Source organism: Erwinia persicina (assembly GCF_019844095.1).
GTDB classification, from domain to species: Bacteria; Pseudomonadota; Gammaproteobacteria; order Enterobacterales; family Enterobacteriaceae; genus Erwinia; species Erwinia persicina.
This window is the reverse complement of record NZ_CP082141.1, coordinates 59,668-78,236: the sequence shown is the minus strand read 5'-3', so window position 1 is coordinate 78,236 and position 18,569 is coordinate 59,668. Positions and strand designations below refer to the sequence as shown.

Below are 18,569 nucleotides of genomic sequence, written 5' to 3'. Positions count from 1 at the left end.
GGAAAACCATGTCTCCAGTTCGCCATTTTTCACGTCTGACCTCTGCCCTGCTGCTCTGTGCGGCATCGTCGGCCTTCGCCGCCGATCCGGTGAAACTACAGATGTACTACCCAATAGCGGTGGGCGGCAAGGTCAGCCACACCGTCGATACGCTGGTCGCGGACTTTGAAAAACTGCATCCGGACATCAGCATTCAGCCGGTCTATACCGGTGATTACGCCACCACGGTAACCAAGGCTCTGACCGCATTTCGCGGCGGCAACGCCCCGCAGATGGCAGTAATTGGTGACATTGAGGCCTATTCGCTGATTGACGCCGGTGCCATCAGCGCTGCCAGCGACCTGGCAAATAATGATGAAGGGAAAAAGTGGATCGACAGTTTTTATCCGGCCTTCCTGCGTCATATCGATGGCAAGGTCTGGGGCATTCCTTTTCAGCGTTCCACCGTGGTGATGTACTGGAACAAACAGGCATTTGAAAAAGCGGGCCTCGACGGCAATACGCCGCCTGCCAGCTGGCAGCAGGTGGTCGACTTCGGGAAAAAACTGGTGGTGAAAGACGATAAAGGCGTGAGCCAGTGGGGTATTGAGATCCCGTCCACGCCGAACGGCTACTGGAACTTCCAGGGTCTGGCTGCCACCAACGGTGGCCGTCTGGATAATGGCAAAGGCACCGCCGTGACCTTCGACACGCCGGCTAATATTGAAACCCTGCAGTGGCTGACCGACCTTGGGCAGAAAGAGGGCGTATCCCCTAAAGGTGCTATCGCCTGGAGCACCACCCCACAGGACTTTATCAGCGGCAAAACGGCCATGATGGTTACCACCACCGGTAATCTGACCACGGTACGTGAAAATGCAAAGTTCCCGTTTGGCGTCGCCATGCTGCCAGAGAAAACGCAGCGCGGCAGCCCGACCGGCGGCGGCAACCTTTACGTGTTTAAAAACGCCAGCCCGGAACAGCAGAAAGCCGCCATGGCCTTTATCCGCTGGGTGTCCGCACCGGAACAGGCGGCACGCTGGAGTATCGCTACGGGTTACGTAGCCACCTCCCCGGCAGCATGGGATACCGCCGTGATGCAGGATTACGTGAAGCAGGTACCGCAGGCTCTGGTGGCACGTGAGCAGCTCAAATACTCCCAGCCCGAGCTGTCGACCTATAACAGCGTACAGATTCAGGAAGCCCTGAACCATGCGATCGAAGCGGCCGTCACTCAGGAGAAAACCCCTGAGCAGGCACTGAAATCGGCGCAGAAGCAGGCCGACCGCCTGCTGAAACCTTACCAGTAACGGGCACAAGATGAGCACGTTTCATATCGCCGCCCCTGCCGCGCGTCAGCGCGGCCTGTCGCTGCAGATTTACGGTTATCTGCTGCTGCTCCCGGCGCTGGGTTTTCTCCTGACGTTTACCCATTACCCGGCCGTGGCGACGATGTGGGAGAGCCTGTTTTCTGCCGCACGCAACGGTCATCCGGCCCATTTTGTCGGGCTGGATAACTATGCCGCGCTGCTGGATGACGACATCTTTATGCTGTCACTGCGCAATAACCTGCTGTACGCGGCGATCACCATTCCGCTGGCGGTGGGGCTGGCGCTGCTGATGGCGCTGGCGGTTAATCGCCGCCTGCGCGGCAGTGCGCTGACCCGCGCCGCCTTTTTCATTCCGTCGCTGCTGCCAATGATTGCCATCGCCAATTTATGGCTGTTTTTTTACACGCCGCAGCTCGGGCTGCTGAATCAGCTGCTGGCGCTGTTTTCGCTGCCGCCCGTCAACTGGCTGGGCGATCCTGACAGCGCGCTCTGGAGCCTGATGGCGGTGTCCGTCTGGCGTGAGGCCGGATTCTTTATGATCTTCTACCTGGCGGCGCTGCAGCAGATTGACCCGCGTCTGAGCGAGGCGGCAGAGATTGAGGGGGCATCCCGCCGCTACTTCTTCCGCCGCGTGCAGTGGCCACTGCTGATGCCGACCACGCTGTTTATTCTGATCAATGCCTCGATGAATGCCTTCCGCATCGTCGATCAGGTGATCGCCATGACCAACGGCGGGCCCAATAACAGCAGCAGCCTGCTGCTGTTTTATATCTACCGCACCGCCTTCAGCTTCTGGGATTTACCGGCCGCCTCCGCGATGACCGTGGTATTGCTGGTTATCCTCGGCGCGGTGGCTCTCATCAAATTCCACCTGCTGGATAAGCGAGCCCACTACCAATGAGCCTGACGATGATACGTCCTGCACGCCCGTTTTCCGTGGGCCGCCTGTGCCTGAACCTGGCGATCTGGCTGGCGGCGCTGCTGTGGTTTTTACCCATTCTGGTGGCCATCTGGGTGGCGGTTCACCCGGCGTCCGATCAGGGCACCTTTATCCTGTTTTCACCGCTGACGGCGCAGAACTTTATTGACGCCTGGCATGCCGCCCCGTTTGCCCGTTACTTTCTCAACACCACGCTGCTGGTGCTGATGATTGTTATCTGTCAACTGGTGCTGGCCACCATGGCGGCCTATGCGCTGGTCAGGTTCAGGCTGAAATTTTCCGGCCTGCTGTTTGCGCTGATCCTGCTGCAGCTGATGATCAGCCCCGATGTGCTGATCCTCAGTAACTACAAAACCGTCGGCGCCCTGGGCCTGCGCGACAGCCTGTGGGGTATTGCGCTGCCTTACCTTGCCTCGGCATTTGCCATCTTTCTGCTGCGCCAGACCTTTAAAAGCATCCCGCTGGTGCTGGAAGAGGCGGCCATTGTTGAAGGTGCCAGCCGCTGGACTATCTTACGTCGTATTTATGTGCCGCTGGCAAAGCCGGTGTACATCGCCTTTGCCCTGGTGTCGATCAGCTTCCACTGGAATGATTTCCTCTGGCCGCTGGTGATCACCGACTCGGTCAGCGTGCGGCCGATTACCGTCGGGCTTCAGCTTTTCTCTGCGCCGGAGCAGGGTGTGCAGTGGGCGCTGGTGGGGGCAGCAACGCTGATGACCTCGTTACCGCTGCTGGTGCTGTTTCTGGTCTTCCAGCGTCAGTTTGTTCAGTCTTTTATGCGTGCCGGTATCCGCTAACGGAGTTTCATCATGTCCATTGACACCCTGCCTCACCCCCTTTCTGACCTGCAACGCCAGGCACTGGGCGCTGCCGCCGTGATGTACCAGCCACCCCGGATGCGCGCCACGCATCCGGCCGATCGCACGCTGCGCTTTGGGCTGATGGCCGACCCGCAGTACGCCGACGTTGATGCCGACGTGCCGAAAAATCTTTACTACCGTCACGCCCTGCACAAGCTGCCGAAGGCGATCGCCGCCCTTAACCGACAGCCACTCGATTTTGTCGTCACCCTGGGTGACATGGTGGATCGCCACTGGCCGAGCTATCAGGCGCTGCTGCCGCTGTATGAAACGCTGCATCACCCCCATGCGATGGTCATCGGCAACCATGACGCACAGGTCATTTCCGACCGCCTGACGTCGGCACACACGCCCCCCGCCGGTTTACCAAAAAGCTATTATCAGTTTCGCCTGGCGGGCTACCGCTTTATTATTTTCGACGGTAACGACATCAGCCTGTACTGCAATCAGGGTAACGGCGACGACCGCCAGCAGGCGAAGGCCATGCTGGCCGATCTGATCGCTCGTCAGCAGCCGCAGGGCCAGCTGTGGAACGGTGCCGTAGGCGGCGCCCAGTTCGCCTGGATTGAGGAGCAACTGAAACAGGCCCGGCTGCTGGGAGAAACGGTGGTGGTGTTCGGCCACTATCCGCTGGCCCCGCATACCGGGCATATTCTGTGGAACGGCGGCGAGCTGGCCGATCTGCTGTGCCGCTATCAGGTACGCGCCTGCTTTACCGGGCACGACCATCGTGGCGGCTACGTGCGGCGTGAGAATACCGACTTTATCATCATGAAAGGAATGCTCGACGGCGCGGAAGACGTGCCGTTTGCGGTGGTGGAGCTGCTGGATGGGGTGCTGACGGTGCGGGGATATGGCAGCGAAATCAGCCGGATACTGACTGCAGACATCCACGAATCTGACGCTTTCTCATCAAATCCGGCGGACTAGACTAACCGGTCTTATCCCATCAGTCTGCCGCGCCGGGCGCAGATCGGCACATGACAAAACCGCCCGCAGGATCGTCCGGCGGGCGGTTTATGGCGCAGGTTAAGCCGCCTTAAAAGTTATACTGAATGCCGACGCGCAGCCGCGTCTGCCGGTCATCCGCCGTTTTCCTGACGGAGACATCACCCACCTGCACATACGGCGTCCACTGCTTATTAATGTTATAGGCCACTTTCAGATCCTGCTCGTAATCCCATTTATCGTTGTCATACAACACCTGATCGCTGTGCTTATAAATATAGTTATATTCAAAGCGCCAGTCGGCCAGACGATAGCCCAGCCAGAACTCACCCCGGTTGGTTTTCTTATCGTCGGTATTTTCTTTGGTATAGCGCGTATATTCATAGCGATAGCGCACGTTAAAATAAATACCGCTATCAAACTGGTAGCCGGTGGTTAAAAACGGCTTATAGATGCTGCTGTCAGAGCTGGATTCCAGCGTAAACCCCGGCTGTAAAAACCAGGCGGGCGTCACTTTGTACTGATAGCTGACGGTACTTTCCGTGCCGTTATCCACCAGATTATTAAAAGCTTTATTCGAATTATCTCCGCCTGATTTCCACTTTGCCTCCAGCGAGAAACCCAGGCCGTTAGCAAAACGGTGCGACACCATGGCGCGGTCTTTATGTTGTTTACTGTCATCCAGCCACTCGTGGCGAAGATCGATTGTCACAGCCTGACTGCCGGCGCTGGCCAGCAGCAGACCGCAGAGCAGCAGTCTGTTATTTTTCATTATGTCATCCCAGAGATATTGATGTTTTTTTTAGAACTTCGTGTTAATTACTCATATAAAAATCATTGCCGGCAGCGATATTGCCGCTGACCACATCAGGATATTTTCCCGGTGTCGTCCGCTGCGAGATATTGCCGCGAAAGTGCCCCTGCTTATCCGGCGTGACATAAGGTGACGGGCGGAACAGGAAGTTAAAGCGCCGGTTATCCCGCGCGCGGTTCCCCTCAACCACCAGCGCGCCGGGATTAAAGTTATCGCTGAAGCCGTCCATACCGTTTTCCTCCGCCAGGCTGTTGCGAACCGTATGCGCCACCGGCAGGCCTTCGCCCCCCAGCTTGAAGCCGTTGCTGCCGTTATGCGCGGAGCGGCTGTTTTCGATGGTGACGCGACCGTTCGCGCCGTCTTCAATCTTATTGAACAGGTCGAAACCGTCGTCGATGTTGTCGTGCGCGTAACAGTTCATCAGCCGGTTGCCCTCGCCCACGCGCATTTTCACCGCAAAGCCGTCGGCATTTTTCCGCCCCGGGTCCTGATTGCCCCAGGACTCCGAGTTGCTGATCAGGTTATGGCTGGCCCACAGGGCACGGCCAATCCCCTCCGGCGAGGCGACCCAGATGCCGGTATCGTCGGCGTGATGGGCGCGAACGCGATCGATATGGTTATAACTGCCGGCAATATGAAAACTTTTCTCCGTCACGGTGATGTCCTGTACCTGCCAGTAGCTTCCGTCAAGCTGCAGCCCGTGAAACACCACACTGCGGCCCTGAGGACGCAGGGTTTTCGGCTGTTTTTCTGTGCCGCTGGCGGTGGCCGGTATCACGCTGGCCGGGTAGTCACCGTCCGCCAGCCACAGGGTGCCTCCCGGGGCTAACAGATTCACCGCACTGGCAACGTCCAGCGGATGCTGCGGCGAGCCGTCATTGCCCGCCACGCCCTGCGCTGAGGCGTACAGCACCAGCGGATTGCTCACCTTCGCCAGGCGAACCGGCAGGATCTGCGTCAGGGCCGGGCCGCTGTCCGGTGTGAACGTCACCGTCAGCTCGCTACCGCCCGCCGTGGCCTGTACCGGCACCGTCACCACCTGCCCGCCGTGTACCGTCTGGCTGAGCAGCGTGTTACTGCCCTGTGCAACCGCAATCTGGCCGTTACCGTTAGTACGCAGCTGGAAAAGGCTGGCAGAACGGGTGAGCACCGGTGATGACATCACTTCGATGCGCGGCTTCAGCGGCGGTGCCACATAGGGGATGCCGGGCTGCGGATGTGCCTCACTGAGCGTCAGCGTGGCCTGATTAACCGTAAGACGGGCATTGCGCGCGGCAAAAAAACCGACGTAATAACCCGCGTTATCCAGCTGCGTGATGCGATCTGCACCTGCCACTGTTTTACTGATCCACGCGCTGCTGCCCTGCGGGGCATACGCCACCTCAAAGCCGGCATCCGTGCGGCTCAGGCGCAGTGAAAAATGTTGCGGGCTGGCCAGCGGCTGATACGGCTCACGCACGATGCCAATGCCGGTATTGCCCCAGGGCTGCTGCACGCCCTGCCGGGCCACCAGCGCCACCACTGGCGGCTTATCACCGACGGCCATCACCGTGTTCATCACCATATTCGACGCGGCCGGGAGCTCTTCATTACCAGGAATGACCTCCGGGGAGCGTGCCGGCCCGAGGATATCGCGTACCAGCAGGCCCGCGCCCTCCTGTCCGGCCGGTCTGGCACCGTTTTCCGGGCCAAACTGGTTAAGCGTCACCTCCGCGTCCAGCTGGAAGTTGGCATCCGCCGGCAGGCGCGTGTAGTAATACGTCAGCCCGTCGTGGCTGTTGCCGACCTTGCCGCCCCGGCTTTCCAGCGTAAAGGGGACACTCAGCGCACTGCCTGCCGGCGGGACGGGATCGCCGCCAGCCAGACGGGTTTCATTGCGGCCAATTTTTTCCGCCAGCACGTTGGTGGCGAAATTAACGTCGGTCGACTGACCGAAGGTGATGCTGTGCCAGACCAGCCGGCTGCTGTCCGGCAGGGCGGCGACGGCGGGCGTACTCAGCCCGAGGGACAACGTGACGATACACAGTTGACGTTCCCAGTTCATGGTTCCCATCCTCAATGCGCAGGGGGCCGCTGGCCGGTTTCCCGGCCAGTCGGAGAGTCAGTAAAGGGTTGGTAAAAACGAAGGATTACGGGTGCTGCGTGCGGCTCACCAGCGATTCAGGTTTTGCCACGGGGAGCACCTCAACGGCGGGCGTATCAAAGATTTTGCGGCACACTTTACTGTTGCCCCAGCACTCTTCATACGGGTAGCCGATCAGCTCTTCCATCACCGCACGCACCTCGGGCTGCACGTGGCCAATCAGGCCACCGGCCTTGATCCTGGCGACTTCACCCAGCACGACCAGGTGCGTTTTGCGGTTCAGCTTCATCTGATGGCTGAAGACCATGGCCATCAGCGCCAGTGCAATCACCCCCACGCAGAACACCAGAGCGATCGCCGTAACGGCACTTTCCGGCTGCGTCTGCGATTTAGACTGGAAGCCATAGAAGCTGAGGATGGCGCCCATCGCGAAAACAATCACCGAGCGCATCAGCTTGCCGGAGAAGGTCATCGCCCCGGCGTAGATGCCTTCACGGCGACGGCCGGTAAAGGCTTCATCGATATCCGCAAGGAAGGTGTAGACCGTCCACGGGATGTAGTACACGCCACCCGTACCGATGCCGAACACCACGGTGATGGCCAGCATCGCCGCCGTCGCGTACTGCTGCGGCAGATGCAGGAAGTGCAGCAGGCTGTAACACACCACGGAGAACACCACGATACTCAGTGCCAGAATGTACGGCTTGCTGAAGCCGTGCTTCACGCAGATACCGATAAAGATGGCAGTGGAGAAGAGCTGTAACAGGGAGTTAAGACTGCTTAATCCCGCCACCATGGCCGGATCGTACTGCAGCACAAAGATAATGAAGTAGGTGAAGACCGAAGCAAACAGCCACTCCGCGCCAAACCCGCACAGGTACATGCCCAGATGCTTGCGGAAGACGCGCAGATGGAAGGTCGACTTCATATCGCGCACCAGCGTCACCATGGTTTTCGCCAGCGTCATTTTCTTCTCATCAACCGGCGTGGTCTCTTCCACCGGGCGCTCCCAGGAGGAGATATACAGCATGATCATTGCCACGCATAAAATCACTCCGTAAGTCAGCGCGGTAAAGAAGAACGGCTCTGCCGACTCTTTGCCGTAGATCAGGATGAACTGGCCGGGGATAAATGCCGCGAGGAAGTTGGCCACTTTACCGAAAATCGCCTTGTAACCGGTCAGCTTAGAGCGCGCCGAGAAGTCGGTGGTCATTTCGGTGGCGAGGGTTTCGTACGGCACCATTACCGAGGTGTAGATCAGCTCGAACAGCACGTAGGTAGAGAGGTAGTACCAGAAACCGAAGCCCTCCACCCACAGCAGCGGGTAGACCATCATCAGCGGGATACCGAGCAGGATAAAGAACCGGCGACGCCCAAAGCGCTTGCCCAGCCGCGTTTTGCCAAAGTTATCCGAGAGATAGCCCATCAGCGGATTGCTGATGGCATCAATGATGCTGGCAACAGAGAAGATGGCTGAAGCCTGCAACAGCGTCAGCCCGCAAAAGGTGGTATAGAAGTAAAGCAGCCAGATACCGGCAATGGCCAGCGCCCCGCTACCGAGTAAATTACCACCGCCGTATGCCAGCTGATGTCTGAAGAGAATTGGTTTTTCTGCGTTCATGTGAGCCCCGCCCAGAGAGATTTTATAAAAATGAACCGTTGTTTTATTTTTATAGATACGGTGTTTTATATAGATCTCCAGACGGAATAGATGTGAATTAACTCACAGTTAAAACAGCGGCCGGTGATTTCTCAGACAGATTTGCGATACGTGTAGCATTCTTAATAGTAAAACATCCAATTCGCCTCTCTCCGCACGTGTTTCTATACGCTTTACACGGTAAAAAGCCTGTTATTTTTTACTACAATACAGTCACTTAAATTCAACAGTGCACAGGAAGTGGGACAGCGGGCATAAGCTGCAAAGCCGACGTCTTACCGCCCCTGACGGGGGGATCATCCTGCATTTCTGCAGAATATGCCGCACTTTTGTGATCCGCATAGCATTTCTGTCAGCCACTCCCGCTGTTTCATTCGTCACAGTGGTAATCTGTTTTCATATTTATGAAACACCATTTCATTTTAATAAGGTCATCCCCCTCACGGGTGATACCCCTTGCCACCGATGGAGTGAATCATGGCTAAAGGCTCTCAGATCTCATTCGACTTCCACACCGTTCAGGATGCGCAGACCGGCGCACGGGTTACGCGTTTAACGCCGCCTGACGTGCTGTGCCACCGCAACTACTTCTACCAGAAATGCTTTACCCGCGACGGCAGCCAGCTGCTGTTTGCCGGGGAGTTTGACGGTCACCGCAACTATTATCTGCTCGACCTGGGCACACAGCAGGCCGTCCAGCTTACCGAAGGCCCGGGAGATAATACTTTTGGCGGTTTCCTCTCCCCGGATGATCAGTACCTTTATTACGTGAAAAATGAAAGCCTGCTGCAGCGCGTCACGCTGGCGGACTACAGCGAAACAACGGTATATCAGGTGCCGGAAGCCTGGGTCGGCTACGGTACCTGGGTCGCCAACAGCGAATGCACCAGCCTGGTAGGGATTGAAATCGACCGCCGGGACTGGACGCCGCTCTCTGACTGGAAAATTTTCCAGACGTTCTACCACAGTAACCCGCACTGCCGTCTGCTGCGCATTGACCTGCACAGCGGCCAGTCACACGTTATCCACGAGAAAAACGAATGGCTGGGCCACCCGATCTACCGGCCGTTTGACGACAGTACCGTGGCGTTCTGCCACGAAGGCCCGCACGACCTGGTAGACGCCAGGATGTGGCTGGTCAATGAAGACGGCAGCAATGTGCGGAAAGTGAAGGAACATGCTCCGGGAGAAAGTTGCACTCATGAGTTCTGGGTGCCGGACGGCTCTGCGCTCATGTATGTTTCCTACCTGAAAGGCCAGCACGACCGCCATATCCGCCGCTTTGACCCACAGACAGGTGAAGACGTCAGCCTGATGACCATGCCTGCCTGCTCACATCTGATGAGCAATGATAACGGCACGCTGCTGGTCGGTGACGGCTCCGGAACGCCGGTGGACGTGAAGGACACCGCCAGCCACACCATTGAGAATGACCCGTGGCTGTACCTGTTCGACGCGCGCACGAGGAAATACGCGCCGCTGGCAGCACATAACAGTTCCTGGCAGGTGCTGGACGGTGACCGGCAGGTGACTCATCCGCACCCCTCTTTCTCGCCAGACGATCGTCACGTGTTGTTCACCACCGATTACGAAGGGCAGCCCGCGCTCTATCTTGCTGAGATCCCGGACGCGCTTCGCCACTCATTACAGAAGGATTAACCCGTGTTTATTTACAGACAGGACAGACCCCTGCAGGATTTAGGCGACGGCGTCAGCCGTCGCGTACTGGCACACGGCGGCAGCATGATGGCGGTAGAGGTCAGCTTTGAGACCGGAGCCGTCGGCCCGCTGCACCATCACGTCCACGAACAGCTGACCTATGTACTGTCCGGCCGCTTTCGCTTTACCATCGGTGACGAAACCCACGAGGTGACCGCCGGCGACACGCTGTATAAAAAGCCGGACATCGTTCACGGCTGCGTCTGCCTGGAGAAAGGGGTGCTGCTGGATACGTTCACCCCGCAGCGCCAGGATTTTTTGTAATTTATCCGGCATAAAAAAAACCGGTGCTCACAGAGCACCGGTTTTTTTATCCGCGTAAAAAAGGAAAAATTTTACGCGAGGATTTCACGCACAAAGTTTTCGATCTCTTTGTTCTGACTGTTTTCGAAGAAGCATTTCTGGAAGCGTTCCCCCGAAACGGCGGTTTTCACCAGTTCTTTGTCGATGGCGCGCAGCGTATCCAGGTAGTTTTCTTTGACGATCGCTGCCTTTACCTGATTGAGAATGCCCGCATTGCGTACCTGCGGCTCTTTACGCTCGGCCGGATAACCCTGACCTTTCTCACCTGCAAAGGCTTTTTCGAAGATAAAGCGCACGTTCAGCTCGGCACCCCAGCCAAAGCCTTTGGCGAACGGCAGCGACAGCGCATTGCCGTTGTTGATCTGGGCAAACAGGAACGCATCTGCCGGGTCAATGCAGTAACCGCAGATCACGCCCGGATGCAGGTTGAGCGACATCAGCGCCCCCTGACCGGTGCCACAGCCCGCCACCACAAAATCCACCGCTTTCGAGTTCAGCAGAATGCTGGCCATGATCCCCAGATGAATATAGGTCAGGTGGTGATCCTGCTCGTCAGACATGCCGACGTTATACACCGGATACTCTTTCTCCCCGGCAACTGCGTTCAGTTCTTTCAGGATAATCGCGTTTTTTGCCGCCTGGCTGTTTTCCATCATCAGTGCAATTTTCATATTCGTCGTCCTCTTGTGTGCGGCAGGCCTGGCTGCCGCAGGTCAGTAAACAGGGAAATTAACGGGCCAGCCAGCCGCCATCGACGGCGAGGGTGTAGCCATTAACATAGTCAGATGCCGGGGAAGAGAGGAACACCACCGGCCCCATCAGGTCGGCCGGCAGGCCCCAGCGCCCGGCCGGAATACGGCCGAGGATCTCTTCGCTGCGCGCTTCATCCGCCCGCAGCTGCTGCGTGTTGTTGGTGGCCATATAACCGGGCGCTATCGCGTTAACGTTGATCTTGTGCTGCGCCCATTCGTTCGCCAGCAGACGGGTGACGCCCATCACGGCACTTTTCGATGCGGTATACGAGGGCACGCGGATGCCGCCCTGATAAGAGAGCATCGACGCGATATTAATGATTTTCCCGCCCGTTCCCTGGGCGATAAACTGCTTCGCCACCGCCTGCGACATAAAGAACACCGACTTGATGTTCAGATTCATCACATCGTCCCAGTTCTTTTCACTGAAATCGATAGCGTCTTCACGGCGGATGATCCCGGCGTTATTCACCAGAATATCCAGGTGGCCCATCTCGGCGACCGCACGCTCCAGCAGACCCGGAATGACCTGGGTATCGCTAAGGTCAGCGGTGAGGCTGAGAAAACGACGCCCGGTGGCCGCGATGCGCTCAATGGTTTCCACCGGCTCAACAATATTAATGCCGACAATATCGCAACCCGCTTCCGCCAGACCCAGCGCCATCCCCTGCCCCAGACCGGTATCACACCCGGTCACCACCGCCACTTTTCCCGCCAGGGAGAAATTATCCAGAATCATGGTGTTTCCTTGAGTTAACCCACATATTCAGGCGCTTTCCGTGACCCTGACAGGTGGCGGAGCGTGCCCGATGCCAAAACTGATAAAAACAGCTTAACGGCAAAATGGCAGAAACTCAACAAAATGAAACAGCATTTCATTTTATATGAACCTGAGGATTGAATTTTGTCGTGGGGATCACATCATGGGGAGTCAGAACGGACATGCTATCCTACGGCGTGCCCTGTCGGCCCCATCCGTACAGGAGGGGCGTGACAGGTTTTACGGTTCCTCCAAAGCCTGATGCTGAGAGGCAATGTTAACCCGGGCCTGCCGGGATTTTTTATGGTGTATAGCGATGCAGAAGTACAGTAACAGCGCGTTTCACGGCACCGTCCTGGTCGTTGCAACCATCGTCGGCGGCGGAATGTTTGCGCTGCCGATCGCGTTAGAAGCACTGTGGTTTACCAAAGGCGTTCTTTTTCTCCTGCTCTCCGCATTATTTATGCTCGCGTCGGGTCTGATGCTGGTCGATGTGAACATGAGATTTCCGCAGGGTTCGAGCTTCCATACGTTTACAAAAAAACTGCTCGGCAGAAAGGTCAATTTCATCGTTGGACTGAGCCTGGTGTTTGTGCTCTACCTGGTGACCTATGCGTATCTTTCCGGGGCCTCTGCGGTCTTTTCCACCCTGCAATCTGACCTGACGGGGAAACGCTATCCGGTGCTTTCCGTCATGCTGATCACCCTGTTTGTCTCCGCCGTGGTTTGCAAGGGCGGGCGGTTCTCTGCCCACATCATCTCCTTTTTTATTGCCGCTAAATTCACCGCCTTTTTTATGGCAACGGCAGGACATTTGCATCGCATCTCCCCGGAACTGGTATTCACCAGCCCGGCGTTCGGCAGCTTTTCCGCAATATTATTAACGCTCCCTGTCTGTATCATTTCATTCGGATTTCATGGCAGCATCCCCTCATTAATCAAAATGTATGGCGGGAAGGAACACAAATTAGTGGTTAAGTCCCTGTGCTTCGGCGTGGGGATTTCCGCACTCATTTATATCTACTGGCTGGGCATGACGATGGGCATCCTCGATCGCGGGGCATTTGCCGCCATCAAAGACCAGGGAGGCAATATTAATGTCTTTATGACCGCCCTGAGCCAAAATGAACTGAGCCACTACATTAACGGGCTGTTACTGTTCTTTGCCTTTTTTGCCGTGACCTCGTCTTTACTGTCCGCCTCCCTCGGTCTTTTTGACTATCTTCATGACCTGTTGAGCTCCTTTTTAGGGATAACATCGTCCTTCCCTGCCGCAGCGATGACCTATCTGCCCCCTGCATTGTTGTGCATCATCACCCCTGATGGCTTTATCCCGGCGCTGGCCTATGCCGGGATTGCGCTGGTGATCTGGAGTGTGCTTCTTCCTCCTCTGCTGCTGTTAAAAGCAAGAAAGGCGGGCATTGAGGGGCCTTATCAGTTCCCGGCGGGCAATAAATTTCTCTATGGCTACTTCCTGTCAGGCTTTCTGCTGTGGGTGGCCATGCTGGTCAACATGATCAAAGTCTGAGGAGAGGGGATAAGAAAGGCATCGCTGCCCGTTAAAATCAGACGACAGGATAGGGTGATTTACGCGCGCCTGTCCTAATATTATTAAGATAAAACCACTGGGGAACGATCATGTTCAGACGCCGCAGTTTAACGGCTGTTTTAGCCGCCATTATCTCCTGTTCTCTGCTGGCCGCACCAGCGCTGGCGGATCCGGGTAACGGGAATGGAAAGGGTAACGGCAATGGCAAGCACGGCCACAGCCAGAAAGACAAGCCGGGCAAAAAAGAGGGCGGCCCCTCAAACCGTAAAAATCACGGTAAGCCGGATCGGGTCAGTGACGATATCAGCTTTGATGCCGCGCGCCACCTGGCGCTGAACTATGGCCTGACCGGCTATCGCTCCCTGCCCCCCGGCATTGCGAAAAACCTGGCGCGCGGCAAGCCGCTGCCGCCGGGCATTGCGAAAAAAGCCGTTCCCGCCTCAATGCTCGACCAGTTGCCCTATTATCCGGGCTATGAGTGGAAGATTGTCGGTGACAATCTGGTGCTGATTGCGCTGAGTACCGCCTTAGTGACGGCGGTGATTAACGGGGTATTTGATTAAAGAACAGGCGGGCAACCCTGCCCGCCTTATTTCCGCGGTGCGGTACAAGATGCCGGAACGTTACGCGCTACGGCGCTTTATTTTCTCCAGCACCGCGTCTTCTCCGTACCTGCGCAGATATGCCGTCACCTCCCGCGCCCAGCGCTCCCCCTCACCCAGCACGGCCCGGCTCTGGCCCGGGGCGTAAATCTCCGCATTGTCATACAGGTTGATCAGCGTCTGATTCATGCCGTCGATACTGCTGACGGGGTTCTTTTGCTGCTGTGCTGCCAGCGCAGCCACGATCTTCGCCTGATGTTCCGGATTGGACGGAAAGGTCCTTTCCCCCAGTTCACTGAGCACCAGGAACGATGGCGGAATGCCCTCTTCGATAGCGGCCTGTAAGCGGTAATGCCCGTCCAGAATCACGAACGAACCCAGCCCGGCAAAAAAGCGTACCAGCACCGGCGGCAGCGTCCCTTCCCGGCTCTTTTTACGCCACCACTTCAGGCGCCCGGCGTCGGGCTGAATAGCATAGCGCGCCAGCAGTGGCGTGCCGTTCCACCACCAGTCCACCTGCGCGACGCGCACCGGGGCCGTCAGATCCGGGATATCCTCCGCGAACAGTGACCAGCTAAACCCGATATTGCCGCTCTGCGCGGGCGCGTGAAAACGCCAGTCCTTCAGCGCGGGCTGTCGCTGCAGCGCGTAAGGCGCAGTGGGAACAGCGGGCAGCATCGGGCGCAGCAGCCAGCGGCCCGCCGGCAGCAGCGGAACATCCGCCGTCAGCAGATAGCGGGCAAAGTAACGGCACCATTCACCGATCCACGCCTCCGGCCCGGTACGAAGAATGGACTCCAGCGCCGGTGAGGTAATGGGAGGGAAGACGGCCTGCGGCTCGGGATGTTCAGTGTTGAACACCAGCCACAGGCCGGAGTGATCCTTCAGCATTGAGGCCCAGAACAGCGGCACACCGCGCAGCGACAGCGCCATGCGGCCATGATGCCCGCTGTGCATTTCCAGAATGGGCGACGTCAGCGGCCTCTGGCTGTGTAATGCCAGCCCCAGCCAGGCCTGATTGCGGTCGTGCAGATCCTTCCACCAGTACTGTGACATCCGATGTTCCTTGCGCTAAAGAGAGGGAAATTTTAGGCCAGTGCCGGGAAGATGCAAGGGGTGACCGATACGCCGTTTTACCGGAACGGGTATCGTCGGGTCGGCCCCTGAGGTATCCCCAGAAAATCACCAGGGCGCTATCGCGGGAGGCACGATACCCGGTTTCCGGAGGAAGGGCTGCTTGCTGCAACGGCATAAACACGTCCCTGTGGCCTGGCGGCCGGCCTTCCCTGGCCGGCAGCCTGCTGCAATCAGCCCTTCCTCTTTCACCCGCTACCCCCGGTGTGGCTGTTTCCAGACCCACAGCGGGCAAGAATGGTTGAGGAGATGGGGTCCGCTGACCTCACTATCCCCCTCCCCTTAATACCGAAGCCACTTTGGTTTTTAAACCGTCACCTTGCCCAGTCCTTCGCGAATTAGCAGCGCTTCCATCACCATGCGCAGCTCCTTCAGTGCCGCTTCCGGCAGCGCTTCGCTGCGGGCCAGCAGCTCACGCGCAGGCGTAACGGGCGGCGGGGCGGGCTGTGCGGTGATCACCAGACAGCCCGGCATCACCCGCACCGTGACGGGCGTATCGGTGGCAAAACCACACGCCTCCAGCCACAGCCCCTTGAGATTCAGCGACGGGCTGCGCGAATAATGATGCGTTAACCCGGTTTTGGCATCCTCATGTCGAATGCTGATATAGCCCACTTTCAACTTTCGCTGGATTTTGGAAATAACGGGTTCTGACTTACAATCGTATTTAGCCATGATAACTAGTCCTGTTAGTTGTTGTGGTCAGCGGTGTTAACGGGTTGCCGCCCGTTAGCACCGCGATTCATAAAAACCTTCCTGTATAAAAACACACTGATGACTTAACCTAAAATAGCGAAAAAAGAATGATAAATCGCTGTAACAGAGAAAATAAAATGCGAGGAGAATTCCAGAATGGGGAAATAATGGGGAGCCTTCACGCTGGCGTGAATAAGGGAAATAAATTAATAAAATAAATATAAAAGATCAGCTTATTCCTTAACACCCTGAATAAATAAAAAAAGAAGTTTATTAAAACAATGCATGCATAGACATTAAAGATTAGCCTTACAGGTTCGTTTCTGTTGAACCTGCCAGGAAGAGTGACGGGTATCCTCATGTGCAATGTCGCCTTGCTCAGTGCTTACCGGGTTTGGATCACACACTGACGGAACGGGAAGCGGCGATAAAGCAGATGGGATGTGCCTGTGATGAATCGATGTCAGGCAGTATAACGATCAATATGGTAAATACAGATACGCTTTGGCGGAAGATCACAGGAGTCGAACCTGCCCGGGACCGCTGGCGGCCCCAACTGGATTTGAAGTCCAGCCGCCTCACCGGAGACGACGATCTTCCCTTTTGAAGAGGGGCTGAGTATACCATCGCCAATGACCACAAATAAACTCCGGGTTTGTGCCTCATTTCAGTGATGTCCCCCACCGGCAGCAAGCTGTCCGTTTTTGGCCTTCTTTCCCTGCCTTATCCCGTCCATCATAGCGTTAACCCCATCCAGCAGGAGTCCAGAAATGACCGATACCGTACTGTTAGTGATTGATGCCCAGCAGTCCTTCTATGAGCGTGGCTACAGGGAAACGCCAGAAACCCCGGCATTCGAAAAAGCATTAAGCACCCTGGTGGCAGGCTGTCAGGCGAAGGGGATCCCGGTGGTGGATGTGTTCCATGTCGAAAGCGAAGGAGCCTTTGCGCCGGAATCCGGTCTGGTGGTGCGTCTGCCGTTTCTGACCCATGAGCCGGTCGCCAGCTTCCGCAAAAAAGTGCATAACGCCCTGACCGAATCGGGTCTGCAGCAGTGGCTGGAACAGAACGACGTAAAGCATGTGATTATCAGCGGCCTGCGCACTGAGCAGTGCTGTGAAACCACCGCCCGCGTGGCGTCGGACTTCGGCTACCGCGTGACCTATGTCACCGAGGCAACGCTGACCTTCCCAATCACCCATGATGGCATTACCCTGAGCATTGCCGACTTACGCCACCGTACCGAAAGCGTGCTGATCCATCGTTTTGCCGATATCCGCACCGCTGAGGGCTGCCTGCAGGAGCTTGCATAATATGACGATCCCGGTGTGGTTTGTAACCCTGCCCGGTGTGATGACGCTGGATCTCACTGGTCCGGCGGAAACGCTGAAGCTGGCAGCAGGGGCGTTTTCGCTGCGCTATATCGGCCCGGATGAATCCGTGCTCACCTCCACCGAGATGTACATCAGCCGCATTGAGCCACTGCCGGAATCCCTGCCAGCCGGGAGCCTGCTGGTGCTCCCGGGCGTCAGCGACTCTAAAGTGTGGTTCGACACGCCGCAGGCGGTGGCTGCGCGTCACTGGCTGATGCGCATTCAGCCCGCCATTCATGCCGGTGACGTGTCGCTGGTGTGCATCTGTTCGGGCTCCCTGCTGGCGGCGAAAGCCGGGCTGATGAACGGCGTGCAGTGCACCACGCACCATGAGGTAATAGATCGGCTTAAAAAAGCGGAACCGGGGGCGATTGTGAAAGAAAACCGCATCTTCGTTGAAGATCGCGGCATCTGGACCAGCGCGGGCATTACCGCCGGTATCGACCTGTCGCTGCATCTGATTAACCGCCTGTGCGGCGCGCAGACGGCGATGGATGTGGCGCGGGAAATGGTGGTCTATTTTCGTCGTTCGGGGGAAGATCCGCAGCTGTCCCCCTGGCTGCGCTATCGCAACCACATTCACCCCGCCATTCACCGCGCCCAGGATCTGTTGACCCTGCAGCCGGAGCAGGAGTGGCCGCTGGAGGAGATTGCCGCCAGAGTTCACGTCAGCGCGCGCCATCTGACGCGGCTGTTCCGTCAGCATCTCGGCATCAGCGTGCGTGACTATCATGAACAGCTGCGGCTGACGATTGCCCAGCAGCGCCTGCAGCAGGGCGAAGGCAACGAGCGCGCCGCGCTGTCGGCCGGGTTCTCCTCCTCGCGCCAGCTGCGCCGGGCGTTACAGCGCTGGGAGACGTAAAAAAGGAGGGGGATAACACCCTGAAATAATCGTCGTCAGAAAAAGGCCGTGCTGCTCACTTTCACCAGGAAGCACCCTGCCCGATTTTAATTCGCTCAACGTCTGTGCTAGTGTTACACGTAACATTGTGCTTTTTTTTAGATCAAAAGCTAAACCGATTTAGCTATAAAAAGCACTAACCCACTGCTTACTGACACGAGGCAC

The 18,569-nt window shown here is 57.1% G+C and carries 17 protein-coding genes and 1 tRNA gene; 10 read left to right on the top strand and 8 right to left on the bottom strand.

Annotation, left to right across the window (positions count from 1 at the left end):
* Positions 1-8 precede the first annotated feature (8 nt).
* The 4 genes from K6L24_RS00355 to K6L24_RS00340 are packed head-to-tail and all read left to right on the top strand — an operon-like array spanning position 9 to position 4,040.
* The gene (locus K6L24_RS00355; RefSeq protein WP_062743977.1) at positions 9-1,289 is read left to right on the top strand and encodes an ABC transporter substrate-binding protein; all 1,281 of its coding nucleotides are present in this window, start codon (positions 9-11) and stop codon (positions 1,287-1,289) included.
* 10 nt (positions 1,290-1,299) lie between these two features.
* On the top strand, positions 1,300-2,211 hold the full coding sequence (locus K6L24_RS00350; RefSeq protein ID WP_118665193.1) for a carbohydrate ABC transporter permease: 912 nt from the start codon (positions 1,300-1,302) through the stop codon (positions 2,209-2,211).
* Positions 2,212-2,219: 8 nt separating this feature from the next.
* A complete protein-coding gene (locus K6L24_RS00345) occupies positions 2,220-3,047 on the top strand; it encodes a carbohydrate ABC transporter permease (protein ID WP_162901001.1) in 828 nt (275 codons plus the stop codon).
* A 12-nt stretch (positions 3,048-3,059) separates the two neighbouring features.
* Positions 3,060-4,040, top strand: coding sequence for a metallophosphoesterase (locus K6L24_RS00340; RefSeq protein ID WP_222681834.1), 981 nt, complete (start codon positions 3,060-3,062; stop codon positions 4,038-4,040).
* Positions 4,041-4,149: 109 nt separating this feature from the next.
* On the opposite strand, the gene K6L24_RS00335 is transcribed toward K6L24_RS00340, so the two are convergent.
* The 3 genes from K6L24_RS00335 to K6L24_RS00325 form a co-directional block, all read right to left on the bottom strand.
* A complete protein-coding gene (locus K6L24_RS00335) occupies positions 4,150-4,830 on the bottom strand; it encodes an oligogalacturonate-specific porin KdgM family protein (RefSeq protein ID WP_062743984.1) in 681 nt (226 codons plus the stop codon).
* A 43-nt stretch (positions 4,831-4,873) separates the two neighbouring features.
* Positions 4,874-6,916 carry a right-handed parallel beta-helix repeat-containing protein gene (locus K6L24_RS00330; protein ID WP_222681833.1) on the bottom strand — a complete coding sequence of 681 codons (2,043 nt, stop codon included), beginning with the start codon at positions 6,914-6,916 and terminating at the stop codon, positions 4,874-4,876.
* A gap of 85 nt (positions 6,917-7,001) precedes the next feature.
* Complete coding sequence (locus tag K6L24_RS00325) at positions 7,002-8,576, bottom strand: MFS transporter (RefSeq protein WP_062743988.1); 1,575 nt, start codon at positions 8,574-8,576, stop codon at positions 7,002-7,004.
* Positions 8,577-9,092: 516 nt separating this feature from the next.
* Between K6L24_RS00325 and K6L24_RS00320 the strand changes: the two genes are divergently transcribed.
* Together K6L24_RS00320 and K6L24_RS00315 are read left to right on the top strand one after the other, a co-directional pair.
* On the top strand, positions 9,093-10,274 hold the full coding sequence (locus tag K6L24_RS00320) for an oligogalacturonate lyase family protein (RefSeq protein ID WP_062743990.1): 1,182 nt from the start codon (positions 9,093-9,095) through the stop codon (positions 10,272-10,274).
* 3 nt (positions 10,275-10,277) lie between these two features.
* Positions 10,278-10,598, top strand: coding sequence for a cupin domain-containing protein (locus tag K6L24_RS00315; RefSeq protein ID WP_062743992.1), 321 nt, complete (start codon positions 10,278-10,280; stop codon positions 10,596-10,598).
* 71 nt (positions 10,599-10,669) lie between these two features.
* On the opposite strand, the gene K6L24_RS00310 is transcribed toward K6L24_RS00315, so the two are convergent.
* Together K6L24_RS00310 and kduD are read right to left on the bottom strand one after the other, a co-directional pair.
* A complete protein-coding gene (locus K6L24_RS00310) occupies positions 10,670-11,308 on the bottom strand; it encodes an RpiB/LacA/LacB family sugar-phosphate isomerase (RefSeq protein ID WP_062743994.1) in 639 nt (212 codons plus the stop codon).
* Positions 11,309-11,366: 58 nt separating this feature from the next.
* A complete protein-coding gene (gene kduD, locus K6L24_RS00305) occupies positions 11,367-12,128 on the bottom strand; it encodes a 2-dehydro-3-deoxy-D-gluconate 5-dehydrogenase KduD (RefSeq protein ID WP_062743996.1) in 762 nt (253 codons plus the stop codon).
* Between the two features lie 337 nt (positions 12,129-12,465).
* Here kduD and K6L24_RS00300 point away from each other — a divergent pair, with 337 nt between their 5' ends.
* On the top strand, positions 12,466-13,677 hold the full coding sequence (locus K6L24_RS00300) for an aromatic amino acid transport family protein (protein ID WP_062744028.1): 1,212 nt from the start codon (positions 12,466-12,468) through the stop codon (positions 13,675-13,677).
* 110 nt (positions 13,678-13,787) lie between these two features.
* Positions 13,788-14,261: an anti-virulence regulator CigR family protein gene (locus K6L24_RS00295; protein WP_222681832.1), complete on the top strand. Its 474-nt coding sequence runs from the start codon at positions 13,788-13,790 to the stop codon at positions 14,259-14,261.
* Positions 14,262-14,321: 60 nt separating this feature from the next.
* On the opposite strand, the gene K6L24_RS00290 is transcribed toward K6L24_RS00295, so the two are convergent.
* The 3 genes from K6L24_RS00290 to K6L24_RS00280 form a co-directional block, all read right to left on the bottom strand.
* Complete coding sequence (locus tag K6L24_RS00290) at positions 14,322-15,356, bottom strand: hypothetical protein (RefSeq protein ID WP_187510252.1); 1,035 nt, start codon at positions 15,354-15,356, stop codon at positions 14,322-14,324.
* A gap of 384 nt (positions 15,357-15,740) precedes the next feature.
* Positions 15,741-16,109, bottom strand: coding sequence for a SymE family type I addiction module toxin (locus K6L24_RS00285; RefSeq protein WP_222681831.1), 369 nt, complete (start codon positions 16,107-16,109; stop codon positions 15,741-15,743).
* A gap of 526 nt (positions 16,110-16,635) precedes the next feature.
* A tRNA-Sec gene (locus K6L24_RS00280) sits at positions 16,636-16,730 on the bottom strand.
* Positions 16,731-16,900: 170 nt separating this feature from the next.
* Between K6L24_RS00280 and K6L24_RS00275 the strand changes: the two genes are divergently transcribed.
* Together K6L24_RS00275 and K6L24_RS00270 are read left to right on the top strand one after the other, a co-directional pair.
* Positions 16,901-17,443, top strand: coding sequence for an isochorismatase family protein (locus K6L24_RS00275; RefSeq protein WP_062744031.1), 543 nt, complete (start codon positions 16,901-16,903; stop codon positions 17,441-17,443).
* A gap of 1 nt (position 17,444) precedes the next feature.
* Positions 17,445-18,365: a GlxA family transcriptional regulator gene (locus tag K6L24_RS00270; RefSeq protein WP_062744032.1), complete on the top strand. Its 921-nt coding sequence runs from the start codon at positions 17,445-17,447 to the stop codon at positions 18,363-18,365.
* Positions 18,366-18,569: the final 204 nt, after the last annotated feature.